The following is an 18,533-nucleotide window of genomic DNA, read 5'->3' as shown; positions in this document are numbered from 1 at the left end:
GCCAAACGAACACCAGGGATGCCGTAAGGCGCTAAGCAATGGCAAAGGAAACGTTCACCCGGACAAAACCACACGTCAACGTGGGAACGATCGGGCACATCGACCACGGCAAGACGACGCTCACGGCAGCCCTCCTCTCGGTTCTCGCCGCTCACGGGCAGGCCAAGAAGAAGGATTACAAGGACATCGCCAAGGGCGGAACTGTCCGCGACGCGAACAAGACGGTCACGATTGCCGTCTCGCACGTCGAGTATGAGAGCGAAAAGCGCCACTACGCCCACATCGATTGCCCGGGTCACGCTGACTATATCAAGAACATGATCACGGGTGCCGCCCAAATGGACGGCGCGATTCTCGTGGTTTCGGCCGCAGACGGGCCGATGCCGCAGACTCGTGAGCACATTCTGCTCGCTCGCCAGGTCGGCGTCCCCGCCTTGGTGGTCTTCCTCAACAAGATCGACTTGGTCGACGACGAGGAGCTGTTGGAGTTGGTCGAGATGGAGCTGCGTGAGCTCCTGACCCACTACAAGTTCCCCGGCGACGAGATCCCGATCACTCGCGGATGCAGCCGTCCCGCCTACGAAAACCCGACCGACCCGGCCGCGGCTCAGCCGATTCTCGACCTGGTCAAGTCGATGGACGAGTACATCCCCGAGCCGGTCCGAGCGGTGGACAAGCCGTTCCTGATGCCGATCGAAGACGTGTTCTCCATCAAGGGACGCGGTACCGTCGGCACGGGCAAGATTGAGCGTGGTTCGATCAAGGTTGGCGAAGCCGTCGAGATCGTTGGGTTCAACGCCAACAAGAACTCGGTGGTCACCGGCGTTGAAATGTTCCAGAAGACGATGGACTTCGGCCAGGCCGGAGACAACGTCGGCGTGCTCTTGCGAGGCATTGAAAAGACCGACCTGGAGCGTGGGCAGGTTATCTGCAAGCCCGGTTCGATCACCCCGCACACCAAGTTCGAGGCCGAGGTTTACGTCCTCTCGAAGGACGAGGGGGGACGGCACACGCCGTTCTTCAAGGGCTACCGGCCCCAGTTCTACTTCCGGACGACCGACGTGACCGGCTCGGTTTTGAACCTCCTCTCGGAGGACAATAGCGAAGCCGAAATGTGCATGCCCGGCGACAACATCAAGATGACCGTCGAGCTGCACACTCCCATCGCGATGGAAGAGAACCTTCGGTTCGCCATCCGTGAAGGGGGTAAGACCGTCGGCGCCGGCGTTGTGACCAAGATCCTTCAGTGACCTTGATCTGTGCAATTCGCCGCTGGCCGCCCTTTTTTTCAAAGGGCGGCGGCGGCCGTTCGCACCGGCGCGGGAGTGGGTAGATGCGCGAGTACGTCTGGCTAGAATGCACCGCCTGCGGAGACCGGAACTACCGGACGCAGAAAGAAACACGCGGTGCCGATCGTCTGGAGTTGAAGAAATACTGCCGGCGCGATCGCAAGCACACGCCGCACAAGGAATCGCGGAAGAAGTAGGCGACTAAGACGAAATGATATGGTCCGGACCCGGCGGGCGGCGAGTTTGCCGTGCCGGGCCGTCCCATTTTCGATGGAAACAACAACGGCGCTGGTGCCGGGCTTCGTAGTCAGGCCCGGCCGGTCCGCTCAGGGGGCTTGTTAGCGACGAGCGTAGCTCAATTGGTAGAGCACCGGTCTCCAAAACCGGCGGTTGGGGGTTCGATTCCCTCCGCTCGTGCTTCTTTGGCCGAATGGAACCGATTGTTTCGGAACCCGAAGGCCAGCATCGGTCACCTCGGAATTCGACCGAATCGACCCGAGGCCTCCCCCCGATCGTGACCGCGAACCGACCTCCACGAAGTTGTGTCCCGTCCACTTGCACGCGAGAAAGTAGCCATGGGCAAAGTCAAAGATGGAGCGCCGGCGTCGAAGGCGTCGAAGCCCCCGAAGGCGGGGGCGACGGGAGGAGGATCCAAGCGCCGCAAGGATTTTGCCCTGTTCGTCACGAACCTCTTCAGCGCCAAGCTCCACAAGCCAAAGCAGGGGCAGTACGCCCGGATCTACACCGCCGCCGGACTCGGCGTCGTTGTGGCGCTGGGGCTCTGGCGGCTCTATGACGCGCTGCTCTCTTCGAGTCCCGCGATCCGGTTCGGAGTGCCCACGGCGATCGGCGCGGCTTTCGCCTGGTTCATCTTCCGCCTGATGGAATACCCTCCGTTCGTCGAGTTCCTGATCGCCACCGAAGCCGAGATGAACAAGGTCTCGTGGACCAGCCGCGACGACCTCTACCGCGCCACGACCGTCGTGCTCTCGACCGTTGTGCTGATGTCGGTCTATCTGTTCGGGGTCGACTGGGTGTGGTCGAACCTGCTCCAGATCCTCGGCGTCTTGAAATTTGGAGGAGGGGGAGCGTTCGGCTCAAGTGCCGGCTAACCCCGACCCGTCCCCATCCGGCCGCCTCCGGTCCCGCCGCGGCGGTCTCCGGACTTCTCGCGTCCCGTTGGTGGTTTCCCCTGGTTCCTGGCCTCCTTCCCCGCATGGCGTTGCATGAGTCACCCGACTGACGAGATCCCCGATTCGGTCCCTCCCGGTAACGGGGCCGTGGGGCCGGACGAACCGCCAACCCTCGCCGCGGAGGATGATTCCCCTGCGTTCGAAGTCGAGGAGCAGACCCCCGACGGCGGCCAGCCGATTAAGTCGGCCCGGCGCGCCCCTGAGCCTGAGTCTGAGCCAGAACTCGAATCCGAACCCGAGTCGGAACCTGAAGCGGCCGTCCCGGTCGTGGATGACGACGAGGAAAAGATTGAGCTGGTTTGGTACGTGCTCAAGGTCCAGAGCTCGCGGGAAGACACGATTCGCGACGCCCTGGAGCGACGGGTCAAGATCCAGGGACTCGAGCGCTATTTCGGTCGGATCGTGGTGCCCACCGAAAAAATCACCGAGATCCGGAACAACAAGAAGCGGATCGTCGAGCGAAAAACCTATCCCGGCTACATCATGGTCGAGATGGAGCTCAACGAGAAGACCTGGTTCACCGTCCGGGAGACGCCCGGTGTCGGCGACTTCGTCGGTGCGCACGGCACGCCGACCAAGATGACCGAGACCGAAGTCAACCAGATGCTCGGTCAGGAAACGGCCAAGACCGACAAGGTCCCGACGATCCGGATCAACGTCGAACGGGGCGATCGGGTGAAGATCAAGGACGGTCCGTTCGAGAACTTCGAGGGGACGGTCGAGGAAGTGATCGAGGCCCGTGGCTTGGTCAAGGTCATGCTGATCATCTTCAACCGGCCCACGCCGGTCGACCTCGAATACTGGCAAGTGGAACCTATCTGACCTGAGGAAACGCGGGATCCACGGGTCACAGTGTGCGGGATGGGTGAGATCGACCACCATCCCAGAGCCGCTGTGATCCCTTAATGGACCCGACGGGAGACGACGATGGCCAAGGTGATGACGGCGAAGGTGAAGCTCCAGTGTCCGGGCGGGCAGGCGACCCCCGCGCCTCCGGTCGGGCCGGCCCTTGGCCAGCATGGTGTCAACATCGGTCAGTTCGTGATGCAGTTCAACGACCGAACGAAGGACATGAAGGGGACGACGATCCCGGTCGAGATCACGATCTACTCCGATCGCTCGTTCGAGTTTATCACCAAGAGCCCGCCCGCCGCCGTTCTGCTCAAGCAGACGGCCGGCGTTGCCTCCGGGTCGGCCGAGCCGCACAAGACGAAAGTCGGCAGCGTGACCGCCGAACAAGTCAAGAAGATCGCCGAAACCAAGATCGCCGACCTCAATGCTCGTGACATCGAGCACGCCTGCCGAATCATCGCGGGCACAGCGCGCAGCATGGGGATCGAGATCAAGGGTTGAGGCCGACTCCTCTCCAGACCAAGTGAACTCTCGGCTCGGGGCGGGAAATTCTCGGTCCCCGGCCCCCCTTGGCGCGACCGCCCGCCCTTGGGGAAGCCCGATCGTGACGCGATCGGGTGACGGTACGGCGGCAGCCCTCCGGAAAGGAGCGCGAACTTGCCTAGTCAGTCGAAACGCTATCGCGCCTTGCGCGAGAAGGTGACCGAAGATCCGGTCCCTCTCGAGGATGCGATCCGACATTTGAAGACCTTCGGCACGACGAAGTTCATCCAGACGGTCGAAGTATCGACCAACCTGGGGATCGACCCGCGCCAGAGCGACCAGAACGTCCGTGGCTCGGTCGCCCTCCCGCACGGGATCGGCAAGAACGTCCGGGTCGCCGTGTTCGCCCAGGGTGATAACGCCGAGAAGGCCACAGCCGCCGGCGCAGACATCGTGGGTGGGGACGACCTCGCCGCCAAGATCAAGGGCGGGTTCTTGGACTTCGACGTCGCGCTGGCCACACCCGACATGATGGGTGTCGTCGGTCCGCTGGGTCGATTGCTCGGTCCTCGCGGCTTGATGCCCTCGCCGCGCTCGGGCACCGTGGCCACCGACATCAGCTCGGCGGTCCGCGAGTTCAAGGCGGGCAAGATTGAGTTCCGCAACGACAAGGGGGGCAACGTCGCCGCCCCGGTCGGCAAGCTGAACTTCACCGACGCCCAGCTTCTCGAGAACATCACGGCATTCCTGAAGCACCTCCAGACGGTCAAGCCGGCGGCCGCTAAGGGGACTTACCTCCGCTCGGTCACCATCTCGGCCACCATGAGCCCGGGTATCCGGGTCCTGGCGTGACCGGCAACCGCCCCAGCGAGGCAGCGACGCGATCATGAGTAAATACGTCAAAGAATTGATGATGGACCAGTTGAGGACCGATCTGGACGGCAGCCGTTCGGTCCTGATCTTGGACCTCAAAGGACTGGGCGCGGTCGCCGAACACCAGTTCCGCCGCGACCTGCGCAAGAAGTCGATCAAGATCCGGACCCTCAAGAACACGCTCGCCCGCCGGATCTTCTCTGAGATGGGGATGGACGGTCTGGCCCAGTTCCTGGAAGGGCCGTCGGTCGCCGTTTGGGGAGGCGATGGGGTCGCCGAACTGGCCAAGGAGATCTCCACCCAGGTCAAGGCGCTGAAGAAGCCCGAGATCAAGGGGGGGGCAGTTGATGGCGTCGTCATCGGCCCGTCGCAGGTCGAGGACATCACCAAGCTGCCCAGCCGCGAGGCCTTGATCGGCCGCGTGGCGGCGATGGCCATGTCGCCTGCCCAGCGGGTGGTGTCGTTGGCCAACGCTCCGGCCAGCGGACTCTTGAGCCAACTGAAAACCCTGTCCGAAGGCGCGCCGGAAGGCGAGGCCGAGGCCGCCGACGCTGAGGCACCTGCCGCCGAAGCACCCGCCGCTGAGGCGGAGGGCTGAGCCGACTGCACTGCCAAAGCGCTCACCCTCTTGCCAAGGGTCCTCCGAGGAGGACGTCTCCGGCGTGGTGCCGGGGGACGATGGCGCCTTTTTGATCCGCATTCATCCGCCTTTTTTGGTATTCGACACTCTACGACGCCGGGGGCAACCGCCCTCGCCGAAGCTGCGTAAAGGAAAGGACCTCACGACTCATGTCCACCGCCGAGACCGCGACCTTCGCCGACAACATCAAGACCCTGGGCGACTCGATCGTCAAGCTGACCGTCCTGGAAGCCAAGGCCCTGGGCGACTACCTGGAAGAAGTTCACGGCATCAAGCCGGCCGCTGCCGCTGTCGTCGCGGGTCCCGCCGCTGCCGCCGCCCCGGTTGAAGCCGCTGCGGCTCAGACCGAGTTCGACGTGGTCCTGGAAGCGTTCGGCGCCAACAAGATCAACGTCATCAAGGTCGTCCGCGCTGCGACCGGCCTGGGCCTGAAAGAGGCCAAGGATGCCGTCGAGGCCGCCCCCAAGGCGATCAAGACGGCCATCTCCAAGGAAGACGCCGAGAAGCTCAAGAAGGAGCTCGAAGAGGCCGGCGCCACGGTCAAGATCAAGTAATCCGCCTCGGACCGACGGAATCCGGGATCGCTTTCGCACTCCAGGACATGCTGAGAACCAGGAGACGGTGTCCCCCGTCTCCTGGCGTCCTCAATGACATGGATGAGACGAGGGCCAAATTGACCTGGACCGAAACGTCTCGTGACGAACCCCGTCGTTTCTGTTCGCGACGACGCCTTGCCCGGCCTCAAGCCGCGTGCAAGACGCCCGCCGCTCCCTCGAACTGCTCGAATCGCCCCGGTGGCGGCCTTCAGGCCGATCGCCGGGGTGTCTCGGCGCGCGGGCAGGTCGGCACGACCTCCTCATGGGAAGGTCGAGACCGGCGACCCTTCGAAACGCCCAGTCGGACCGGCCGACGGCCCGCGCCCACCCATCTCCCCTTGAGGAGCGCGACGATATGCCCACCGCGACCACCGTACGTCGGATCACTCCGCCCACACAAAAGAATTTCGGCAAGATCTACGACGTGTTCCCGGTTCCGGACCTGACCGAGATTCAGACCCGCAGCTATGAGCGATTCCTTCAGGCCGACATCATCGCCGAAGAGCGGGCCGACAGCGGCCTCGAAGGGGTCTTCCGGGAAATCTTCCCGATCGAGAGCTACGACAAAACACTGAAGCTGGAATACATCAAGTTCGACCTGGGCAAACCGCGCTACGAACCCGACGAGTGCCGCCAGCTCCGCCTGACCTACGGCCGCCCGCTCCACGTCTGGCTCCGCCTCAACAAGGGGGAAGCCGCCATCGAAGAGTCGGTCTACCTCGGCGATATGCCGATCATGATCGGCGGCGGTGAGTTCATCATCAACGGCGCCGAGCGCGTCGTCGTCAGCCAGCTCCACCGCTCACCGGGCGTCGACTTCGTCGTCGAGATCGAGGCGGGCGACCGTAAGCTCCACGCCTGCCGGATCATCCCCGAACGGGGAAGCTGGATCGAGCTCCAAGTCACCAAGAAAGAGACGCTCGGCGTCCGGATCGACCAGTCGGGCAAGTTCTCGGCGATGACGCTCCTCCGCGCGATGAGCCCACAATTCTCATCCGACGAGGCAATCCTCTCCTCCTTCTACGAGCCCGAGTCGGTCGATACCGGCGACAGCACAGCCGCCACCCTGCTCGAAGGGCGAATCGCCTGCGGCGACATCGTCGACCCGGCCACCGGCGAAGTCTTGATCGAGAGCGGCACGACCATCTCCAAGACCTCGGCCCAAGTCCTGGCCGACGCCAGCCTCGGCCCGGTCCTGGTACTCAAGGAAGCGAAGGATCCGCTGATCCTTCAGTCGCTCCAGGAAGACCCGACGACCGACCACGAAAGCGCCTTGCTCCGGATCTACCAGCGGCTTCGACCGGGCAACCCCCCGCAGCTCGAGAAGGCCAAAGAACTCTTCCACGAGAAGTTCTTCGACACCAACCGCTACCGCCTGGGCAAGGTCGGCCGGTTCCGGATCAACCGGAAGTTCAGCCAGACGATCCCCGAAGACCAGATGACTCTGGATCCCGAGGACTACGTCAACGCGATCCGGTACATCCTCAACCTCCGCAAGGGCAAAGGGCAGGTCGACGATATCGACCACCTGGGCAACCGCCGCCTCCGCACCATCGACGAGCTGGCGGCCGACGAACTCCGCAAGGGGTTCCTCAAGCTCCGCCGCACCGTCCAGGAGCGGATGAGCCTCAAAGACGCCGAGGACATGACCCCGCGCTCCTTGATCAACCCCAAGAGCATCAGCGCGGCGATCGAGTACTTCTTCGGGCGCGGCGAGCTCTCCCAGGTTGTTGACCAGACCAACCCGCTGGCTCAGCTCACCCACGAGCGCCGACTCTCGGCCCTCGGCCCTGGTGGTTTGAACCGGAAACGAGCGGGCTTCGAGGTCCGCGACGTCCATATTTCCCACTACGGCCGTATCTGCCCGATCGAAACTCCGGAAGGAACGAACATCGGTCTGATCAGCTCGTTGGGGATCTACGGCGGCGTCGACGAGTACGGCTTCCTCGTCACCCCCTACCGGCAGATTTCGCACGGGCACCGCACCGAGAACGTCGTCTGGATGCGGGCCGACGAGGAGAGCGAAGCTTACCTCGCCCCGGCTGACGCCCCCACCGAAGACTCGGGCAAGCTCAAGGGGCCAAGCGTCATCGCCCGGTACCAGACCGACTTCCACACCATCCCCGTCGACCAAGTCCAGTTCATGGACATCTCGCCGAAGCAGATGGTGGGAGTGTCGGCCGGTCTGATCCCGTTCCTCGAGCACGACGACGCCAACCGGGCGTTGATGGGCTCGAACATGCAACGGCAGGCAGTCCCGCTCCTGGTGGCCGAACCGCCGATCGTGGCCACGGGCCTGGAGCGCTCGGTCGCCATGAACTCGGGGATGATCGTCAAGGCACCGGCCGACGGCACGGTGACCTACGTCGACTCGTCGCGGATCATCATCGACCACAACCAGATCTACAAGCTCCGCAAGTACGTCGGCCTCAACGAACGGACCTGCCTGAACCAGAAGCCGGTCGTCGAGCCCGGGCAGCAGGTCAAGAAGGGGCAGATCCTGGCCGACGGCGCCGCGACCTACCTGGGCGAGCTGGCCCTGGGCCGCAACGTCCTGGTCGGGTTCATGGCCTGGGACGGCTACAACTTCGAAGACGCGATCATCATCAGCGAACGCCTCGTGAAGGAAGACGTCTACACGTCGATCCATATCGAAGAGTTCGAGATCGAGATCCGCGAGACCAAGCTGGGGCGCGAGGAGTTCACCCGCGACATCCCCAACGTCTCGGAGAAGGCGCTGCGGAACCTGGACGAGAACGGGATCGTGCGGATCGGCACCTATGTCAAACCGGGCGAAATCCTGGTGGGCAAAGTGGCGCCGAAGTCCAAGAGCGAGCTGACCCCCGAAGAGAAGCTGCTCCACGCGATCTTCGGCCGGGCCGGTGAAGACGTCAAGAATGACTCGCTGGAAGTCCCCTCGGGCGTCGAAGGGATCGTGATCAACACCCAGCGGTTCAGCCGACGGATGAGCCTCAACGAAGACGAACGCAAAGTCTTCGAGAAGGAGCTCAAGGACACCGAGCAGGTCGAGAACGTCAAGATCTCGGAAGAGTACAAGCAGCTCATCAAGGCTCTGGAAGAGGCCGTCGACGGACCGGTCCTCGACCCGTCCACCGGCAAGCCGTTGGGCCGCGAAAAGGACCCGAAGATTCTGGCTGAGGAGAGCGAGCGGTTCAAGCTCGAAGCACTCGACCTCCGTAGTCCCGAACGGGCCGCCGAAGCGCGGAAGGTCGTTCGCCAGTACGCCCCGCGAATCGAAGCGTTGCGAGACGAGAAGGACCGCCGGCTGAATAGCCTGAAGCGGGGCGACGAGCTCCCCTCGGGCGTGCTCCAGATGGTCAAGATCTACATCGCAACCAAGCGGGTGATCTCGGTCGGCGACAAGATGGCCGGTCGGCACGGCAACAAGGGGGTGATCGCCAAGATCCTCCCCGAAGAGGATATGCCGTACCTGCCCGACGGTACTCCGGTCGAGATCCTGCTGAACCCGCTGGGCGTTCCCAGCCGTATGAACGTCGGTCAGATCCTTGAGACCCACTTGGGCTGGGCCGCCGCCAAGCTCGGGTTCCAGGCGATCTGCCCCGTCTTCGACGGTGCCAGCGAAGACACGATTCGCCAGTGCCTCAAAGACGCCGGCCTGCCCGAGAACGGCAAGGCCCTTCTCTTCGACGGCCGCACCGGCGAGCAGTTCGACCAGCGTGTGACGGTTGGGTATCTCTACATGCTCAAGCTTCACCACTTGGTCGATGACAAGATCCACGCTCGTGCCACCGGCCCGTACTCCTTGATCACCCAACAGCCGTTGGGTGGTAAAGCACGGTTCGGCGGCCAGCGGTTCGGTGAAATGGAAGTGTGGGCGCTCGAGGCTTACGGAGCCGCCTACATCCTCCAAGAACTGCTGACGGTCAAGAGCGACGACGTTGAAGGGCGTACGAAGATCTACGAGTCGATGGTCAAGGGGGAGAATACCCTCGAGGCCGGCACTCCCGCGAGCTTCGACGTCTTGACCAACGAGATCCGCGGCCTCGGGCTCAACATGCAGCTCGAGAAGAAGCGGATCTGAGCGATGCCCGGTTCGGTCGTCGTCGTCCGGATGGTTCGCAGAGAAATGGAGCGCCGGGGCAAGGGTCGCCTTGCCCCGGCTGTCATTCCTCTGGCCAATCGCTCATGAGTGGGCGTTTGTTGCTTGTCAGGAACATCAGGGCGAGGGAGTCGGGGCCAAGCAACAAGCGTGCCCCGGTCTGCTTCCGATCGATGGAATCCCTCGACAATCCGTCAGGAACCGCCCCGATCGAACCTTGGGCCGCGCGAGAACACTTGCCAACCTCCGGCTCACTCAACGAGCCCATGTCGGACGGGATGGAGATGCAAAGGTCAACGATCATGACACCAAAGGGCTTCTTGCAAGGCCGCGAGGGGACGAAGACGATGCCGTGGTCCCCCTTGGTTCGATCGAGGACGAGCGTCTCCTCCTTTCCAGGGCGGTTCCCCGAATAATGCCCTTGTCAAGCAGAATTTTCTTGGAATCTATGTTAAGATCGGCTACCATCAACAAGAAGCGACTCCATCGGCGGCCGGCCCGACGTTGTCAAGGGCTGCGCTCCCGCCTTGTTTTGAGGTCCATTGGGCTTGAATCTTGGAGTTTTCTGCATCCGGCGAAGGAGGAAGGCCGGCGTGGCACCTTCGGTCTCGGATGACCGGCTGAACCGCGGCGTCCTCTCCTGTTCCGGGAACGTGAGAGGGGATCGGCCCGCGGATCTTTTTTTGGTCGATGCCCGCGACTTGGGATTTGGGAATCCGAACCGATCGCTTGAGCGACCGCTGAATTGTGACTTTCCCCCGAAACAACCCCGCTTCGGCACGGCTTGAGCGCGTGCAGAGGAGAGTGTCCCGTGAGCATGGGCGAAAGTGCCTACGATCGTATCAATGATTACGGCGCCGTCAAGATCGGGCTGGCCAGCCCGTACGACATCCGGAGTTGGTCCTTCGGCGAGGTCAAGAAGCCGGAAACGATCAACTACCGGACCTACCGCCCCGAAAAGGACGGCCTCTTCTGCGAGCGAATTTTCGGACCCGAGAAAGACTGGGAATGCGCCTGCGGTAAGTACCGCGGCATGAAGTACAAGGGGATGATCTGCGACCGCTGCGGCGTGAAAGTCACGCACTCGCGGGTCCGCCGCAAGCGGATGGGCCACATCGAGCTGGCCGCGCCGGTCGTCCACATCTGGTTCTTCAAGGCGATGCCCAGTCGCTTGGGGACCCTGCTGGACATGAAGACGTCCAGCCTCGAACGCATCATCTACTTCCAGGATTACGTCGTCATCGACCCCGGTGACACCCCCTTGAAGGAACGGCAGCTCCTCACCGAGGAAGACTTCCGCAAGTCGCGCGAGATGTTCGGCGACACCTTCCAGGCCGACATGGGGGCCGACGCCGTCCGCAAACTCCTGGCCCGGCTCGACCTGGTCAGCCTCTCCAAGCAACTGCGGACCGAGCTCGGCGAAACCTCGAGCAAGCAGAAGACCAAGGACCTGACCAAGCGGCTGAAGGTCGTCGAGGCGCTCCGCGATAGCGACAACCGACCCGAGTGGATGGTCCTCGAGTGCATCCCGGTCATCCCGCCGGACTTGCGCCCCTTGGTCTTGCTCGACTCGGGCAACTTCGCCACCAGCGACTTGAACGACCTCTACCGGCGCATCATCAACCGGAACAACCGGCTCAAGAAGCTGGTCGACCTGAACGCGCCCGAGGTCATCATCCGCAACGAGAAGCGGATGCTCCAGCAGGCGGTCGACGCCCTGTTCGACAACAACCGCTGCAAGCGGCCCGTGCTCGGCTCGAGCAACCGGCCGTTGAAGTCGTTGACCGACATGATCAAGGGTAAGCAGGGTCGGTTCCGCGAAAACTTGCTCGGCAAGCGCGTGGACTACTCGGCCCGCTCGGTGATCGTCGTCGGCCCCGACCTCCGGCTCCACCAGTGCGGCCTTCCCAAGAAGATCGCCCTGGAGCTGTTCCAGCCGTTCATCATCCGCCGGCTCAAGGAGCTGGGTCACGCCGACACGATCAAATCGGCCAAGAAGATGCTTGAGCGCAAGGTCGAAGAGGTGTGGGATATCCTCGAAGAGGTGATCCACAACCACCCGGTCTTGCTCAACCGAGCCCCGACCCTGCACCGCATGGGAATTCAGGCGTTCGAGCCGGTCCTGGTCGAAGGTAACGCGATCCGGATCCACCCGCTCGTCTGTAAAGGGTTCAACGCCGACTTCGACGGCGACCAGATGGCCGTCCACTTGCCCCTCTCCATCGAAGCGCAGGTCGAGGCGATGACGCTGATGATGTCGACCAACAACATCTTCAGCCCCGCCAACGGCAACCCGATCATCAGCCCGACCCAGGACATCGTCATGGGGTCGTACTATGTGACGGTGCAGCGCCCCGGCGAGCCCGGCGAAGGGATGACCTTCTCCAGCGCCAACGAGGTCTTCCTCGCCTTCAGTCAGAAGAAGGTCGGCGTCCATGCGATGATCAATCTCCGCCTCCCGGTTCACAAGAAACTGCGAGGGGACGGCGAGAAGGAATTCACCCCCGGCATGGTCATCAAGACCACCACCGGTCGGGTGATCTTCAACGACATCCTTCACCCCAAGATGCCGTACTACAACACGGCCCTGGGTCAGAAGCAGCTCCAAGGGATCATCGCCGACTGCTACCAGATCCTCGGCCGAGCCGAGACGATCAACCTGCTCGACAACATGAAGGACCTCGGGTTCCGCGAATCGACACGCTCGGGCCTGTCGTTCGCCACCGACGACCTCAAGACCCCGATGACCAAGGACGCGATCCTCTCGGAGACCGAGAAGGAAGTGGCCAAGGCCGCCAAGCTCTATCAGCGCGGAATCATCACGGAGCAGGAGCGGTATAACAAGGTCCTCGACGCCTGGACCCACGCTCGTGAGCGGATTACGAACGAGATGATGGAGCAGCTCCGTCACGACGTCCGCAACGGCCAGGTCTACCTGAACCCGATCTTCCTGATGGCCGACTCGGGTGCTCGTGGTGGCGTCGAGCAGATTCGCCAGCTCGCCGGGATGCGAGGTCTGATGGCCAAGCCCTCGGGCAAGATCATCGAGACCCCGATCAAGGCCAACTTCCGCGAAGGCCTCTCGGTGCTCGAGTACTTCAGCTCGACCCACGGGGCTCGAAAGGGCTTGGCCGACACGGCCTTGAAGACGGCCGACTCGGGTTACCTGACCCGTAAGCTGGCCGACGTGGCGCAGAACGTCGTGATCACGATGGAAGACTGCGGCACCTCCCAGGGGATCACCAAGGGCGTCATCTACAAGGGCGAAAAGGTCGAGGTCAGCCTCGTCCAGTCGATTCGAGGCCGAGTCAGCCGGGTCAACATCGTGAACCCCATCACCGACGAGATCGTGGTGAAGGAAAACGATATGATCACGGTGGCCGCGGCCAAGAAGCTCGAGGACATGCAGATCGAGAAGATCCAGGTCCGCAGCCCGATGACCTGCGAGGCAACCCTCGGGATCTGCCGCCGCTGCTACGGAATGGACCTGGCGACCGGCCAGCTCGTCGAGCCGGGCATGGCCGTCGGGATCATCGCCGCTCAGTCGATCGGCGAGCCGGGCACCCAGCTCACCATGCGTACCTTCCACATCGGCGGCGTGGCCACCCGCGGCGTCGAAGAGAAGGACGTCAAGAGCAAGCGGGAAGGGAAGATCAAGTACGTCGGCATCAACCTGGTGACCAACGACGAAGGGAAGAAGATCGCCCTCTCGCGAAACGGCGAAATCCAGATCCTCGACCCCAAGGGCCGCGAGCTCGAGAAGTACGACGTGCCCGACGGTGCCGCCATGCTCGTCGAGGACGGCTCAACGGTCGCCCGTGGCACGATGCTCTGCGAGTGGGACCCGCACAACATCCCGATTCTCGCGGAAGTCGGCGGTAAGGTCCGCTACGAAGACGTCATCGAAAACGAGACGATGCGAATCGAGATCGACCCCTCGGGCCACACCCGGCGGACGATCATGGAGCACAAGGGGGACCTGCACCCGCAGATCCTCATCGAGGACGCCGAAGGGCACATCCTCGCCTACAACTACATCCCCGAAGGGGCCGGTATCGAAGTTCAGCAAGGAGCCCAGATCACTGCGGGTACCTTGCTGGCCAAGACGCCGCGAGAGGTGGGTGGTACCCAGGACATCACCGGTGGTCTCCCGCGAGTCACCGAGCTGTTCGAGGCCCGGCGACCCAAGGAGCCGGCGGTCATCGCCGAGATCGACGGCCGCGTCGAACTGCTGGACGAGAAGCGCCGCGGTAAGCGGACGATCATCGTCAAGAACGAGAGCGGCATCGAGCGCGAGCACCTGGTGCCGCACGGTAAGTACCTTCGAGTTCACGGTGGCGACCGGGTCCGGGCCGGCGACGCCCTGGTCGAAGGGCCGCTGGTGCCGCACGACATCCTCCGGATCTCGGGCGAGGAGGCGGTTCAGCGCTACCTCCTCCGCGAGATTCAGAACGTCTACCGTTCCCAGCGTGTCGAAATCGACGACAAACACCTCGAGATCATCGTCGCCCAGATGCTCCGCAAGGTCCGCGTCGAAAGCGTCGGTGATACCGGCTTGCTGCCGGGCTCGGTCATCGACAAGTTCGATTTCCGGGGCAAGAACCTCGAGTTGATGACCTGCGTCAAGGTCAAGGACCCGGGCGAGAGCGACTTCCGCCAGGGCGACATCGTTCCCCGCGACCACTTCGACCAGGAAAACCTCCGGGTCGAAACGGCCAGCGGCAAGAAAGCCGAGTGGATCCGTCCCAAGCCGGCCGCCGCGAGCACCCAGCTCCTCGGGATCACCAAGGCAGCCGTGCAGTCGGACAGCTTCATCTCGGCGGCCAGCTTCCAGGAAACGACCAAGGTGCTGACCGAGGCCGCGCTTGCGGGCAAGGTCGACTACCTCGTCGGCCTGAAAGAAAACGTCATCCTCGGCCACCTCGTCCCGGCCGGAACCGGCTTCAAGTCCCACCAGGACGCCGAAGTCCGCATCCGACCCGAGGCGCTCGAGGCGCTCGCCGAGAAGGGTCCCGGCTACAGCCGCTATCCTCGCGACGAGACGCCCAGCCCTGCGGCGGCTGCCCCTGCGGCCGCCGGCAAGGCGAGCGAGTAATCCTCGCCCGCTTCGTCACGTAATCACGGTGGTTCCACCAACGGCCCTCACCTCCTCTCGGGGGTGTGGGCCGTTGGCATTTCACTCGCAACGCGCGCAGACTCCATGCGACCTTCCCCCACAGCCCAATCCGAAGCCAAGCAGCGTGCTGCGGTGTTGGCGTTCAATACCCGGCTCCGCTCCTGCCGCCTCTGTCACCGCGCCGGCTATCTCGTCGAGGCCGCGTCGGTCCCGATCGCCCGCGACCCTGAGCCCGGTGCCCCTGTGCCCCGGATCCTGCTGATTGGCCAGGCCCCCGGCCTGCGGGCCAACCTCGAGAATGTGCCCTTCGCCGGAGCCGCAGGAGAGAAGCTCCGCCTCTGGTTCGAGCTCGGCGGCATCCCACGCGAGGACTTTTGGCGGAAGATCCACTTCAGCGCCGTCACCCGCTGCTACCCGGGCCGACTCCCCGGCGCCCGTGGCGACCGCGTCCCCTCACCGGCCGAGCAGGCACTTTGCCGCCCCTGGCTCGACGACCAGTTCACGGTCCTCAAACCCGCAGTCGTGCTTCTGGTCGGCCTCCTCGCCATCCGCACTTTCCTCGGCCGGGTCCCTTCACTCACCGCCGTCGTGGGCACGGCGACCTTCCGGGACGGCGTCCGATACCTGCCGCTCCCTCATCCTTCGGGGGTCAGCCGCTGGCTCAATGAGGCCGAGAACGTCGCCGCCGTCGGACGCGCCATGGGGCGGCTCCGAAGCTGAGTCGACGAGTTGGACCTCTGAGTTCGAGCGGAACGGCTTGGCACGCTCCGCTGTTTCAAAGCCCTTTCTTCCAGGGTGCTCCCTGGTTCACCGACATCAGTTTTTGGACTTCGGGGAGTTGCTGTTTGATTTTTGAGGTCGAGGTCAATTCCCAGAGAGAAGTGTGCTTGAGCCGGAGAGCCAGCGTGGCGGCGGTCCATGTTTGTCCCCAGCCGCTTTCCACGCACCAGGCGCCCCAGCCGATGTCGGCCGAGCTGGCCCAGAAATCCCAACGGCCGTAGTCGAAGGCACGAAACCAGGCCCCATCAAGGTACGGGATCGTGTCGGAACGGACCTGGATCCGGACCAGGTATTCCGCCAGGCGGTCTTCGGCCTGCTTGAGTTCAGCGTCCCCGGTGGCCGCGACCGCCTCGTGCAGCCCGAGGAGGGCGAACCCGGTGGTATAGAGCTGATCGCTGACGGGGTCGCCATTCTTCTGAATGAGTGGCGTCTCAGTCGTGCCGTAAGCCTCGTTGGAGGCAGGGACGACATAGTGGCCACCGCCCATGCCGCTAAAGCGTTCGGGAATTGCGCCGCAAGCGTGCTGGTTCTTGACCAGGTCGTTGGCCACTTGTTTGAGCCAATGGCGGTGTTCCTCGGTGTCCTCCACCCGAACCAGCCAGGCCAAGGGGAGCAACATCCTCGCCCGTTCCGAATAATCCCCGAACCGCCAACCGCTGGGGTATTGGGCCATGGTCATGCGAATGGCTGTCTTGCTCTTCTCAAGAAACTCGCGTTCACCGGTCCTTGCGAACGCCCAGAGATTACAGGCCCACAGGTAGGCTTCGAAAACAGGGGCATAATTCACCGGTTGGGCATCGTAGTACGCCTTCCATCCCTTCTGTTCCAAGGCCGGGACGTCGACGCGATCGCCTCGAAATCCCAACTTCCCGGTCGTTCGCAGGTTGGCCAGCAAGGCTTTCAGAATCGAGGCGTCCCACTTGTCGGACTCGAGACTCGCGGTCGCCAACAGGGTGGCGAGCAGAGTTCGTGCGTTGTCATCGCCATAGTTGCCAATCTGCCAGGCGGGTGAGATCGCCCCCCAGGCGATGAGCCCGAACGCCGGATGGTTCGGATCACCGCGCTCGCCTCGGTGCAACTCGGACGTGACGTACAAGTAGTCGAGAAGGTTATGGGCAACCGCTCGGCTCCGCGCATCGCCTTTGAGCAGAGCGTGGAGCGCCAGGACCGAGGCCGACTCGGCCTGGCAATCGGCACGCAAGGGTGTTCGCTGCAACTGGCTGCCATCCGGCCGAATCTGTGAGGAATAACCCTCCAAGATTCCCAGGGAACCGTCCCCCGACATCCCGCCGGGGGCTGGCGGCTCGATCGTTTCGACCCCCGCAGTCAGCAACTCGCGAACCTGAGGTTCCCTCGCGGCAGGAACCAAGAGTCGCGATTTCTCGAACCAGCCGACAAATCGCTCGAAGGCCGCTTCCGAGGCGTCGGCCGGCAGCGGCTCGTCTTTGCCAAGAGCCGGTCGTACCGTCGGCTTGACCACCAGCTTATGCGGAGCTCCGGCCGGGTCGAGCTTGGCGAGGATCTGCCGCCACAGAGCCATCCAGTCTTCGGAGTGGGCATACCGGGCGGTGACGAAGCCGCTGAGCTTGGTGGTGGCGACCAGAAACCCGTCGCTCGACGTGAAGAGCAAGGGAAACCGCTCCTGCGGCAGTCCATAGAGGGCGGTGTCGAACCCGGCCACACGTGCCACGACCAGAACCGGGTTGGTGGACGTGGTGGGCAGAAAGCGGCAGTCGTGAACCGCCAGGATCCGTAGCTTCGGCAGCCCCCAATCTTCCGCCTCAGCAGCAACGACCGCGCGTTCCCAACCGATCCCGCGCGGCTCGCCAAGCTCAATGCCGGGAAGCGACCGGGGATACTCGAGGAACAGCCTCAACTGCTTCGTCTTCGCTTTCTCCAACGGTTCCGGCCCCAGAACCGTCCGCTCCGAGGGATATCGGTCGGCCAGCACGAGGACTCCCGTACCGCGCCCGGCACGATCGATCGCCTCATCGACCGAATCAAAGCGAGCCGGGTTGGCTCCTCCTTGCACCAGGCTCTGGAACAGGTCGTTGTCCCTGGCGCAGCAAAACGTCAGCGTGCTCAAACGCTCCGCTTGCGAGAAGACCAAGCCACCGGCATCGTCCCTGCCTCCCTGGAGAGAGGCCTGCGACAACGCCATGAATAAGGCAGCGATTGCGATCATAATGAGAGGGTCCGCCAAGATCAAAAGACCATGCTTACGATGGCAGGAATGCCAAGGATCCCTTTGAATTTCAGGCTCCTCGGATCGGCGGCGCCACACGCTCCGTGGCGGCCTAACCGGCTCTCGGACCGAACAAGATGACGGCCATTCCGACCAGGCAGAGGCCGGCTCCGGCAAGGTCCCACCGGTCGGGACGCATCCCCTCGACGGCCCAGAGCCAGGCGAGGGATGAGGCAATATAGATGCCGCCATAAGCGGCATAGGCCCGGCCCGCGTGACTCGCCTCGATGCGAGTCAACGCAAGCGCGAACAGGACGAGCGCCACGATACCGGGAACGACCAACCAAGGGCTCTTCTGATTCCTGAGCCAGGCCCAGAAGGCGAAGCAGCCCGCAATCTCCCCGAGAGCGGCGAGTCCATACCAGAAGAATGATTTCACGGCCCG

The 18,533-nt window shown here is 63.3% G+C and carries 13 protein-coding genes and 1 tRNA gene; 12 read left to right on the top strand and 2 right to left on the bottom strand.

The genetic code is table 11. The features are described 5' to 3' along the window. The first annotated feature begins 38 nt into the window (after positions 1 to 38). From tuf to SINAC_RS02425, 12 genes are all read left to right on the top strand, one after another. Positions 39 to 1,250: an elongation factor Tu gene (gene tuf / locus SINAC_RS02490; protein WP_015244129.1), complete on the top strand. Its 1,212-nt coding sequence runs from the start codon at positions 39 to 41 to the stop codon at positions 1,248 to 1,250. A gap of 83 nt (positions 1,251 to 1,333) precedes the next feature. After that, a complete protein-coding gene (gene rpmG / locus SINAC_RS02485; RefSeq protein WP_015244128.1) occupies positions 1,334 to 1,486 on the top strand; it encodes a 50S ribosomal protein L33 in 153 nt (50 codons plus the stop codon). Between the two features lie 147 nt (positions 1,487 to 1,633). After that, positions 1,634 to 1,706 (top strand) — tRNA-Trp (locus SINAC_RS02480). Positions 1,707 to 1,864: 158 nt separating this feature from the next. Then, the gene (secE, locus tag SINAC_RS02475) at positions 1,865 to 2,401 is read left to right on the top strand and encodes a preprotein translocase subunit SecE (protein WP_015244127.1); all 537 of its coding nucleotides are present in this window, start codon (positions 1,865 to 1,867) and stop codon (positions 2,399 to 2,401) included. Between the two features lie 114 nt (positions 2,402 to 2,515). Then, a complete protein-coding gene (gene nusG, locus SINAC_RS02470) occupies positions 2,516 to 3,304 on the top strand; it encodes a transcription termination/antitermination protein NusG (protein ID WP_015244126.1) in 789 nt (262 codons plus the stop codon). Positions 3,305 to 3,409: 105 nt separating this feature from the next. Continuing rightward, entirely contained in the window at positions 3,410 to 3,835 is a 426-nt protein-coding gene (rplK, locus tag SINAC_RS02465) for a 50S ribosomal protein L11 (RefSeq protein ID WP_015244125.1), read from the top strand. A 156-nt stretch (positions 3,836 to 3,991) separates the two neighbouring features. Further along, entirely contained in the window at positions 3,992 to 4,669 is a 678-nt protein-coding gene (rplA, locus tag SINAC_RS02460; protein WP_015244124.1) for a 50S ribosomal protein L1, read from the top strand. 34 nt (positions 4,670 to 4,703) lie between these two features. Beyond that, positions 4,704 to 5,288 (top strand): 50S ribosomal protein L10, encoded by a 585-nt coding sequence (gene rplJ, locus SINAC_RS02455; RefSeq protein WP_015244123.1) that lies wholly within the window; start codon positions 4,704 to 4,706, stop codon positions 5,286 to 5,288. Between the two features lie 191 nt (positions 5,289 to 5,479). Then, positions 5,480 to 5,884, top strand: coding sequence for a 50S ribosomal protein L7/L12 (gene rplL, locus SINAC_RS02450; RefSeq protein WP_015244122.1), 405 nt, complete (start codon positions 5,480 to 5,482; stop codon positions 5,882 to 5,884). Between the two features lie 397 nt (positions 5,885 to 6,281). Further along, a complete protein-coding gene (gene rpoB / locus SINAC_RS02445) occupies positions 6,282 to 9,989 on the top strand; it encodes a DNA-directed RNA polymerase subunit beta (RefSeq protein WP_015244121.1) in 3,708 nt (1,235 codons plus the stop codon). An 829-nt stretch (positions 9,990 to 10,818) separates the two neighbouring features. Then, a complete protein-coding gene (gene rpoC / locus SINAC_RS02430; RefSeq protein ID WP_015244119.1) occupies positions 10,819 to 15,102 on the top strand; it encodes a DNA-directed RNA polymerase subunit beta' in 4,284 nt (1,427 codons plus the stop codon). Between the two features lie 105 nt (positions 15,103 to 15,207). Further along, on the top strand, positions 15,208 to 15,843 hold the full coding sequence (locus SINAC_RS02425) for a uracil-DNA glycosylase family protein (protein ID WP_015244118.1): 636 nt from the start codon (positions 15,208 to 15,210) through the stop codon (positions 15,841 to 15,843). 55 nt (positions 15,844 to 15,898) lie between these two features. On the opposite strand, the gene SINAC_RS02420 is transcribed toward SINAC_RS02425, so the two are convergent. Continuing rightward, positions 15,899 to 18,088, bottom strand: a complete 2,190-nt coding sequence (locus SINAC_RS02420; RefSeq protein WP_015244117.1) for a hypothetical protein — start codon at positions 18,086 to 18,088, stop codon at positions 15,899 to 15,901. A gap of 112 nt (positions 18,089 to 18,200) precedes the next feature. Further along, a complete protein-coding gene (locus SINAC_RS02415; protein WP_015244116.1) occupies positions 18,201 to 18,527 on the bottom strand; it encodes a YnfA family protein in 327 nt (108 codons plus the stop codon). Positions 18,528 to 18,533 lie beyond the last annotated feature (6 nt).

Source organism: Singulisphaera acidiphila DSM 18658, from assembly GCF_000242455.2.
GTDB classification, from domain to species: Bacteria; Planctomycetota; Planctomycetia; order Isosphaerales; family Isosphaeraceae; genus Singulisphaera; species Singulisphaera acidiphila.
Note: the sequence above shows the minus strand (reverse complement) of the source record. Positions and strands in the feature narration are given on the sequence as shown.

Bases quoted from the DNA above. Each gene is read 5' to 3' on its own strand.
- nusG (WP_015244126.1), top strand. From the start codon at position 2,516: ATGAGTCACCCGACTGACGAGATCCCCGATTCGGTCCCTCCCGGTAAC.
- SINAC_RS02420 (WP_015244117.1), bottom strand. From the start codon at position 18,088: ATGATCGCAATCGCTGCCTTATTCATGGCGTTGTCGCAGGCCTCTCTC.
- rplJ (WP_015244123.1), top strand. From the start codon at position 4,704: ATGAGTAAATACGTCAAAGAATTGATGATGGACCAGTTGAGGACCGAT.
- rplL (WP_015244122.1), top strand. From the start codon at position 5,480: ATGTCCACCGCCGAGACCGCGACCTTCGCCGACAACATCAAGACCCTG.
- rplK (WP_015244125.1), top strand. From the start codon at position 3,410: ATGGCCAAGGTGATGACGGCGAAGGTGAAGCTCCAGTGTCCGGGCGGG.
- rpmG (WP_015244128.1), top strand. From the start codon at position 1,334: ATGCGCGAGTACGTCTGGCTAGAATGCACCGCCTGCGGAGACCGGAAC.
- rpoB (WP_015244121.1), top strand. From the start codon at position 6,282: ATGCCCACCGCGACCACCGTACGTCGGATCACTCCGCCCACACAAAAG.
- tuf (WP_015244129.1), top strand. From the start codon at position 39: ATGGCAAAGGAAACGTTCACCCGGACAAAACCACACGTCAACGTGGGA.
- SINAC_RS02425 (WP_015244118.1), top strand. From the start codon at position 15,208: ATGCGACCTTCCCCCACAGCCCAATCCGAAGCCAAGCAGCGTGCTGCG.
- secE (WP_015244127.1), top strand. From the start codon at position 1,865: ATGGGCAAAGTCAAAGATGGAGCGCCGGCGTCGAAGGCGTCGAAGCCC.